Here is an 8,658-nt window from a genome sequence, read left to right on the forward strand (position 1 = left end):
CCGGCGCCGGCGCGGTGCTCAGCTCCGAGTTGACCCGCTGCACCCAGCACACCGCACCCATGTTCTGGTAGACGGTGCGGGCCGCCGAGAGCTGGCGTTTGGCCTGTTCGGGGCGTTCGAAGCGCTTGAGACGCTGCCCGTAGCAGTGCCGTACCCGGGCCAGTTCCAGCAGGCTGTCGTCGGCCTGCCAGTTTTCCACCAGGGAAATGAACCGGGAGAGGGACACTTCCCCGGGCAGCGCAAGTGCCTGGCGCGGCGCATCACCTGGTGGGCGTGGCGGGTCTTGATCGTGGCCAGCAGCGACTGCACGGCGCGGAACTCCTGGGCGGCCTCCTCGCTCAGGCCCGCGCTGGCCAGGGCATCGATGAGGTTTGCAGCGGTGTCCACGTACTGTTCGGTAACGACCGGACCATAGGTTTCCAGCGCCCGGCGGAAGTAGGGGATCGCCTCTTCAGAGCGGCCGCGCACCAGGGAGAACAGACCCATGAATTCATTGACCCGCACCTCATGGACGGTGGTGATTTCCTCGCTGGTCAGGGACATCAGACGGGTAATGCACTTGGCCACCATGTCGGCCCGGTCCTTGATCATCCAGTACCAGGCGCACAGCAGGTCCGGCAACGGGCGCATCACCGAAGGTGAGCCCTTGATGTCCCAGTTTTCAATGGCCTTCAGCGCGTGGGGGACATCCCCGGCCCGGATGGAGAATTCAATGCCGTGCAGGTGGGCCAGGTGCACCGACATGGGGTGGTGGACGCCGGGACTGGAGGTGATCCGGCGGGTCACGTCCCGGGCCTTGCCGTGTTTGCCCACCGCGGACAGCGCCCGGGCCAGAGCGAGCAGCAGGTCGGTTTCCGCGCTGATGGCCGTAGAGCCGAGGGCCGCGTATTCGGCCAGTACCTTGGCGGTGTCCTGCAGGTGCCCGGCCAGCAGGATTTCTGCCTGCCGGTAGCGTTTGACGGCGAAACCGCTCGTGTTAGGCGATATCAGTGCCTTGGCCCGCTGCAGTGTCTGCTGCGCCGCGTCTAGATCAAGTTCGCTGCAGTGCCCCATGACCAGGGAGGAGAGGATCCGTGAACAGTGCATCGGGTAGTCCTGCTGGTGCGCCTCAACCAGCATTTCCAGGCTCTCCACGCTCAGGGGTGAACCGCGCACCAGGTTGATTTCGGTTTCCAGGGCCGCGACCTTCAGGTGCAGCTCGGTTTCGCTGGCCCAGTGCCGGGCCAGCTGCGTGTAGCGCAGCGCCACCACCGGCAGCTTGGCGCGCAGCAGCATGATTGACAGCTGCAGCAGCAGGTCCGGAAGGTCCTCCTCCTGGCTCATGAAGTGCATCGCCCACTCGGTGACCTCCACCGCGGCCTGGGTCAGCCCCTGCCCGGCCAGCTCAATGGCCGCCAGCACCAATTCACGCGGTGAGGTTTCCTGCTCGGGCAGGTGGCTGGCGTGGAAGGCCAACAACCCCGGCTGGGTGGTCAGCCCGTGGACCTGCTCATGAAGCTGCAGGCGTTCATCGGTGTCCAGCGACTGGTAGATCCGTGCGCGCAACAGCGGATTGCCGATCTTCACCAACGGGCCGTGCAGTTCCAGCTGGCCGGAGACCAGCAGCTCGGTGACATCCAGCGGGTGGACCGCCAGCTCCTCAAGCGCTTGACGTTCCATGACCGGGGCCAGGCTGGCAATCCGCAGCAGCCCCTGCTGGGACTCGCTCAGCCGCAGCTGGGACAGGCGCAGGAACGTGCCCGGGCTTTGGATGCTGCGGTGCGGCAGCACCAGCGGCCCGCTGCCGTCCAACTGACGTGATGAGAGGGTTTCCAGATGTTCCACCAACATGCCCGGCACGCCCTGGGCGGCGTTGACCGCCAGCTCCAGCACGGACTCGTCGATCGGGCGGTGCAGGTGCAGGCCCGCCACCTGGTACATGGAGCGGTCCCCAGCGCCGGCAGCGGGAAGCGGGAGAAGTTGGCGAACGGTTCGGGGGAGGGGCCCGAACCGATGGTCCCGACGAACCGGATGTGCGCCCCTTGCAGCTTGGTGGCCAGGAAACCAATGACCCGCTGGCTGTCCAGGTCCATCAAATCCAGGTCATCGATCATGATCACCGTGCGCGGCTGCAGCTGCTCCACCAGGATCCGCTGCACATGCAGGGCGACCTGGAAGCGGGCTGCGTCATCGCTGGGCGGTTCGCTCAGTAGCTCGAAGACCTTGGGTGGCAGGGTCAGTGGTGAGGTCGCCAGCAGGGCGACCAGGCCGGACAGTGGCCAGGTGGATTCCGAGGGGCTGGCCTGCAGCACCCGGTGTGGATGTTCTCCCAGGCGCTGCGAAAACTGTTCCAGGATCCAGGTCTTTCCCGAACCGCTGTGCCCCGAGACGATCATTGGCGGACAGTGGTTGCGGTTGACGCCGGTATGCAGCTTTTCCAGCAGCTTTTCGCGGTTATGCATCGGAAATCACCTCGGTTCCCCAACCGAAACGGCAGTTTCCAGGCGCGCGAAGGCATGGCAAATGCATCAATGTGTACTCCCCAAAGTACGAGTTGCGTGTCCTTGCGGACACGATGTGCGAGTGCCGCCACCCGAGCAGATCCCATTTTCTGTTCGGATGACGGTTGAAGTTTCACCATACATCGAAAATATTCATGTGGGGAAAACCCCACATGTTTTTCGCGTAAATGTTGCCTAACGCTGGCCAGTTTTTTCCTAAAGCCCTAATTTGGCTTTTAATCGCCTGTTGCCGCCGGGAATGCTTCCGGGCGGCAACTGGTGAAGGTGCTTTTGACATCCAGGAGAGGTCCTAGCTTTGGATCGGCTCCTCGTTCAGGGCACGGCGGGCCGGGCTGACCCACACGCCGGAGGAGGATTTGCCCAGCGCGCGGGCGAGCGAGCCCATGCACAGCCAGGCGTCCACGATGCGCAGGAACGGGAAGAACGGGAACATCAGCAGGTAGGAGGCCCGTCGGGTCATCAGCGCGGCGAAGAGGGTCAGCAGCAGATCCGGCAGCACCACCCCAGGAGCACGGCCCATGGGGCAGCACGCCGGCCAGCTGGTACATGGTCTGGCTGACCCCGCCTAGCATCTCAATGGCGAAGGTGACGCCCAGGTTCAGCAGCAGTGCCGGAACCACCAGCAGCAGCATCAGCGAACTGGTGACCAGTTCCATGACGAACAGGGCCTGCACAATCCAGAACTTGCCCCAGTGCAGGCCGTGGCGCTTGATGGTCTGCCAGTAGCCCAGGGTCCAGCGGCGCACCTGCTTGGTGTAGTCGCGAAGGTTGTCCGGGTCCTGGGTGTAGGCCACCGCGGCTGAAGGGTGGAAGGCGATGCGCCCCAGCTTCTTGGCGTGCACCTCGAAGGTCATGTTGAAGTCCTCGATGGTCAGCCCCTTGGCGGCGATGTCAATCTCCGGCAGGACCCGGGCCCGGTACATGCTGGCGAAGCCCGGAACGATGTTGACTACGTTGGCCTTGGGCATCGCCTGGCCGTACTTCATCAGCACCTGCACCACCTGGTACAGCCGTTCACGGTAGGCCACCAGCAGCTTGCCGATCAGGTGCGCGGGGCCGGGTCCAGCAGCGACTTGGCGCGCCCGGCCACCGCCACCACTTCCGGGTCGGCGAACTGCGGCAGGCCGGTCTCGAAGTAGTTCTCGGCCAGCTGGGTGTCGGCGTCCAGCAGCATCACCACCTCGAAGGCGGTGTCTAGGCCGAAGTGTTCCACCGCGGCCGCAAGCGCCCCGGCCTTGCCGCGGTTCGGGTTCAGCTCCAGCACGTTCGCGCCGTAGCTGCGCACCATTGCGGCGGTGCGGTCGGTGGAGCCGTCCGAGGCAACGAACACCTGCTCGGGCGGGAGCATCGCGCACACCGAGTCCAGTGTCTTGCCGATCACCAGCTCCTCGTTGTGCGCGGCGATCAGCACCGCCACCTGGGAGGTGTCCGGGTAGTCAAGTCCGGCGACCAGGTCCTGGCGTAGGCGCTTCAAAGATGGTTCACTGATCACCCGGGCCAGGCCGAACCCCGACCAGAGCAGGGTGCTGAGCCCAAAGATGAGTACCGCAAAAAGCAGCACGAAGATAGTAGCCGTCATGTAGTCCCCCATTGCGAATTTTGATGGCAACCATCAGGCTAGGCTGCCCGACACCGGCGGCGCAGCCTGTGGTGCATGGGGTTTCCTGCAGGGTTGGTGGGGGTGTGTGGGGTTTCCCACAGGGTGTGCGGTGCCGGTTGGCGCGACGGGGTCCGGGTTCGCCAGTGTTGTTCCTGGTGATGCACCGCAGCCCGCTTTTCCGAGCCACCCGGTTCACGAAACGGGCAGCGCAAACACCACACCGCCTTCGTCCCGGCTGGGGAGTCGGACAACGGCGGTACTGGGGGAGGATGCGCCGCATTGCTTCCGCTTGAATCGTGAACAACTCGCACATGGACGATCTAGCGTTCATGCACTACTCAATGTTTGGGGAACTAAATGAGTATCAAGGCAACAGTGCGCCCACAGGGCGCCCACCAGCTGCGCAATCCACTGAACGAGAACCCGCTGAAGAATCCCGGGCTGCAGGCCACTATCGCACCGGCGCCCACCTTCGACTTTGACGTGGCCATCGTGGGCCTGGGCTACGTTGGCCTGCCCACCGCCCTGGCCCAGCACGCCTCCGGCTCCCGGGTCCTTGGCTTTGACGTCTCCGCCGCCCGGCTGGATGCCATCAACGCCAGCGAGGTGGACCTGCTGCCCAGCGACCACACCCGCTGACCGCCGCCCTGGCCGATGAGCGCCTGGAACTGAGCACCGACCGGCCCAGCTGCGCCGGGCCCGGGCCATCGTGGTGTGCGTGCCCACCCCGATTGACGAGCACCAGGTGCCGAACCTGTCCATCCTGGCCGGCGCCAGCGCCATGGTCGTGGAGCACGCGGTCAAGGGCCAGCTGATCCTGATGACCTCCACCACCTACGCCGGCTGCACCCGGGACATGATCAGCGAGCCGCTGCTGGCCCGCGGCCTGGTCCCCGGCGTGGACGTGCAGGTGGCCTTCAGCCCCGAACGCATCAACCGGGGTTGCGGACTTCACCATCGAGGACACCCCGCGCGTGGTTGGCGGCGTGTCGGAAACCTGCCGTGAGGCGGCCGTGGAGCTGCTGGCCAGCTACACCGCCAAGGTGCACCGCACCAGCTCCATGGAGGTGGCCGAGATGACCAAGCTGCTGGAGAACACCTTCCGCGCCGTGAACATCGCCATGGTCAACGAATTCGCCGAGGCCTGCCGGGTGCTGGACCTGCCGGTGCAGGAGGTCGTGGACTCCGCGGCCACCAAGCCCTTCGGCTTCATGCCCTTCACCCCGGGCCGGGCGTGGGCGGGCACTGCATCCCGTGCGACCCGCACTACCTGCTGTGGCAGCTGCGCCGGCACAACATGAACCTGCCGGTGATCTCCTCGGCCATGTCCGGGATCGAACAGCGCCCGGCCCGCACCGCCGCACGCTGCGCCGAGGTGCTCTCCGCCCTGGGCAAGGGCATGAGCCAGGCCAAGATCCTGGTGGTGGGCCTGTCCTACAAGCCGGATGTGGCGGACCTGCGGGAAACCCCGGCCCTGAAGATCATGGAGCACCTGGTGCGCTCCGGTGCCCAGGTCGGCTACTACGACCACCACTTCAGCGCCCCGGTCCCGGTTTCCGGCACCGAGGTTCCGGCGATCACCGCCCCGCAGGCGTTCGACGCGGACCTGGTGCTGCTGCACACCCGCCACAAGGAGGCGGACCTGTCCTGGATTGGCCAGGACACCGTGGTGCTGGACGCCACCTACCGGGCCGAGGGCCTGGGCAACCGGGTGCTGCTCTAGGCCCACCCCACCGACCGCCGGAATTGTGGCGGCAGGCATGGTGCGAGCATGCCTGCCGTCCCCGGCCCACCTTCACACACCAACACCTGCACGAACCCTCAGCGCGTGCCGGGCCAGGCGCCCGGGCACCGGAGCGGCTCTCTTCGTGCCACACCGAACAATAAGGAACACACATCGATGCGTAGCGTTATCACCGGCGGAGCCGGTTTCATCGGCAGCCACCTGACCGACTACCTGCTGGCCGCGGGGGACGAGGTGGTGGTCTTTGACGACCTGTCCACCGGCAACCTGCAGAATCTGACCGAGGCGTTCAAGAACCCGAACTTCAACTTCGTTGAGGGCACCGTGCTGGACAAGGAGGCGGTCACCGAGGTCATCGCCGGCGCCGACCGGGTCTTCCACATGGCCGCCGCCGTGGGCGTGCAGCTGATCGTCGAGCAGCCGCTGACCAGCCTGCGCACCAACATCCACGGCACCGAGAACGTGCTGGACGCGGTCAAGGCCGCCGGGGCGAAGCTGCTGCTGGCCTCCACCTCCGAGGTGTACGGCAAGAACGCCTCCGATGCGCTGAGCGAATCCTCGGACCGCATCCTGGGCGATGCGCTGAAGTCGCGCTGGACCTACGCCGCCGCCAAGGGCATCGACGAGGCCTTCGCCCACGCCTACTGGAGCGAGTACGGGGTGCCGGTGACCATCGTGCGCCTGTTCAACACCGTCGGCCCGCGCCAGACCGGGCGCTACGGCATGGTCGTGCCGAACCTGATCGGCCAGGCCATCCAGGGCCTGCCGCTGACCGTGTTCGGTGACGGGGAGCAGACCCGCTGCTTCTCCTACGTCGGGGACGTGGTCCCGGCCCTGGTGGCCCTGCTGGAAAACCAGCGCTCCCACGGCCAGGCCTACAACCTGGGCGGCGCGCAGGAGATCTCCATCCGCGCCCTGGGCGAGAACATCATCGCCCGCCTGGAATCGGCCAGCGAAGTGCAGCTGGTGCCCTATGAGGAAGCCTACGGCCCAGGCTACGAGGACATGCGCCGCCGCGTGCCGGACAACACCAAGTCCCACGAGCTGATCGGCTTCATCCCGCAGACCACGGTGGAGCAGATCATCGACAAGGTTGCCGAGGACCTGCGTTCGCGTGAAGGCCTGGAAGCCCGCCTGATGGGCCGGCCCGGCGCGCTGCAGGGCGCTGCCGTCTAGCCCACCGCTATTCGCGTCGTCGAACTTGGCGGCAACTGCTCGGTTCGGCTCTCTTTGGGGGGAGAGCCGAACCGTTCGACTGCGCAACCTGAAGCAACACATCACAGATCTAGGGGGAAATGTGACTTTGATCCGCAAGGCCAAGATCGGTCTGGCGGCCCTGGCCGCCACCGCACTGCTGGCCGGCTGCGGCAACGCCGAGGCGCTGCTGCCGGGCAATACCAACCAGACGCTCGCCTCGGATGGTTCGCCCGAAGTGCTGCTGGGCACCGACCACGAGGCACCGGAGGCGGCACCGCGCCGGGACTTCAACAAGGACGCCACCGTGGTTTCGCTGACCTTTGATGACGGCAACGCCAGCCAGCTCACCGCGGTGAAGGCCATGGACGAGCTGGGGCTGAAGGGCACCTTCTACGTGAACACCTCGGTGCTGGAGACCGACGGGTACTACTCACTGGAACAGCTTGATGACATGGTCCGTGAAGGCCATGAAATCGGCGGGCACGCCCTGCAGCACCGCAACCTGAAGGAACAGAGCCTGGAGGAGGTGCAGCGCCAGGTCTGCTGGGACCGGCAGAACCTGCTCGAATGGGGCTACCAGGCCACGAACTTCGCCTATCCGGAGGCCGCGGCCTCCAAGGAGATCGAGAAGATCGCCGAGGAATGCGGCTACAACAGCGCCCGCGGGCTGGGTTCGCTGCGCTCGATCACCGGGTGCGACGAATGCGATGTGGTCGAGGACTTCGACCCGAAGAACCTGTTCTACACCAAGGTCCCGGCCATGGTGGAGTCCAACTGGACGCTGCAGGACCTCAAGGACCAGGTGACCACGGCCGAACAGGCCGGCGGCGGCTGGGTGCAGCTGACCTTCCACCACGTCTGCCCGGAAGTGTGCAACGACATCTCCATTGAGGCGGACATCTTCAAGGAATTCATCCGCTGGCTCAAGGACCGCGAACAGAGCACCGGCACCGTGGTGCGCACGGTCAACGACGTGATCGGCGGAGAACTGCAGCCGGCGGTGGCCCCGAAGATGAAGACCACCGAGCAGACGGGGAACCTGGTGGTGAACTCCTCCCTGGAGGAGGAGTCGGAACACGACCTGCTCAAGTGCTGGCAGATGGCCGGGTACGGGAACAACGCCGCCTCCGGCAGCGTGACCGGCAACGGCCCGAACGGCAGCCAGGCCCTGCGCCTGGAAATCAGCGAGTACACCGACGGGGACGCGAAGTTCCTGCAGCGCATGGACGCCGGGCAGTGCAGCCCGGAAGTTGTCCCCGGGCAGCGCTATGAACTGCGCAGCACCTACCAGGCGGACACCGACACCCAGTTCGTGGTCTACCTGCGTGATGAAACCGGTGAATGGGTGTACTGGAAGGCCTCGGAATGGTTTGCCCCGAACGAGTCGGGCACCCAGGCCAAGTGGGTCACCCCACAGATCCCGGAAGGGTTCACCGGAATGAGTTTTGGACTATCTCTCTTCAGCCAGGGCACGCTGCTGGTTGACGAGGTACAGATGTCGGTGAAAGCCGACTAGCCGGCGCCAGGAGCGCGCCACCCCCCAGCTGCCGTCCGGCAGTGGCCCGCAGGCGTCCGGGTGCGAAGCCGCCACGACATAGTCGGTCGTGGCGGCTTTC

General features: G+C 65.7%; 8 protein-coding genes and 1 pseudogene. 6 read left to right on the top strand and 3 right to left on the bottom strand.

Annotated features, from left to right (window positions below):
• Positions 1–1,706: 1,706 nt before the first annotated feature.
• From JCM19049_RS05255 to JCM19049_RS18780, 3 genes are all read right to left on the bottom strand, one after another.
• Positions 1,707–2,441, bottom strand: a complete 735-nt coding sequence (locus tag JCM19049_RS05255; RefSeq protein ID WP_054821040.1) for an ATP-binding protein — start codon at positions 2,439–2,441, stop codon at positions 1,707–1,709.
• A gap of 275 nt (positions 2,442–2,716) precedes the next feature.
• Entirely contained in the window at positions 2,717–3,529 is an 813-nt protein-coding gene (locus JCM19049_RS18775) for a glycosyltransferase family 2 protein (RefSeq protein WP_279402515.1), read from the bottom strand.
• 14 nt (positions 3,530–3,543) lie between these two features.
• Positions 3,544–4,080, bottom strand: coding sequence for a glycosyltransferase family 2 protein (locus JCM19049_RS18780; RefSeq protein WP_279402516.1), 537 nt, complete (start codon positions 4,078–4,080; stop codon positions 3,544–3,546).
• A gap of 378 nt (positions 4,081–4,458) precedes the next feature.
• On the opposite strand from JCM19049_RS18780, the gene JCM19049_RS18785 reads away from it, so the two are divergent.
• The 6 genes and pseudogenes from JCM19049_RS18785 to JCM19049_RS05275 all read left to right on the top strand — a co-directional run bounded on the left by JCM19049_RS18785 (position 4,459) and on the right by JCM19049_RS05275 (position 8,558).
• Complete coding sequence (locus JCM19049_RS18785; RefSeq protein WP_279402517.1) at positions 4,459–4,740, top strand: hypothetical protein; 282 nt, start codon at positions 4,459–4,461, stop codon at positions 4,738–4,740.
• A 49-nt stretch (positions 4,741–4,789) separates the two neighbouring features.
• The gene (locus JCM19049_RS18790; protein ID WP_279402519.1) at positions 4,790–5,107 is read left to right on the top strand and encodes a hypothetical protein; all 318 of its coding nucleotides are present in this window, start codon (positions 4,790–4,792) and stop codon (positions 5,105–5,107) included.
• Between the two features lie 115 nt (positions 5,108–5,222).
• Positions 5,223–5,368, top strand: a pseudogene (locus JCM19049_RS18795) (nucleotide sugar dehydrogenase); the annotation flags it as partial.
• A 132-nt stretch (positions 5,369–5,500) separates the two neighbouring features.
• A complete protein-coding gene (locus tag JCM19049_RS18800) occupies positions 5,501–5,824 on the top strand; it encodes a UDP binding domain-containing protein (RefSeq protein ID WP_279402520.1) in 324 nt (107 codons plus the stop codon).
• Positions 5,825–6,001: 177 nt separating this feature from the next.
• Entirely contained in the window at positions 6,002–7,021 is a 1,020-nt protein-coding gene (locus tag JCM19049_RS05270) for a GDP-mannose 4,6-dehydratase (protein ID WP_054821041.1), read from the top strand.
• Between the two features lie 121 nt (positions 7,022–7,142).
• A complete protein-coding gene (locus JCM19049_RS05275; RefSeq protein ID WP_279402518.1) occupies positions 7,143–8,558 on the top strand; it encodes a polysaccharide deacetylase family protein in 1,416 nt (471 codons plus the stop codon).
• Positions 8,559–8,658: the final 100 nt, after the last annotated feature.

It is taken from the genome of Arthrobacter sp. JCM 19049 (assembly GCF_001310435.1).

What these genes read in the sequence shown, in the direction of transcription:
- JCM19049_RS05255 (WP_054821040.1), bottom strand. Translation starts at nt 2,441, where the DNA reads ATGCATAACCGCGAAAAGCTGCTGGAAAAGCTGCATACCGGCGTCAAC.
- JCM19049_RS18800 (WP_279402520.1), top strand. Translation starts at nt 5,501, where the DNA reads ATGAGCCAGGCCAAGATCCTGGTGGTGGGCCTGTCCTACAAGCCGGAT.
- JCM19049_RS05270 (WP_054821041.1), top strand. Translation starts at nt 6,002, where the DNA reads ATGCGTAGCGTTATCACCGGCGGAGCCGGTTTCATCGGCAGCCACCTG.
- JCM19049_RS18785 (WP_279402517.1), top strand. Translation starts at nt 4,459, where the DNA reads ATGAGTATCAAGGCAACAGTGCGCCCACAGGGCGCCCACCAGCTGCGC.
- JCM19049_RS18780 (WP_279402516.1), bottom strand. Translation starts at nt 4,080, where the DNA reads ATGACGGCTACTATCTTCGTGCTGCTTTTTGCGGTACTCATCTTTGGG.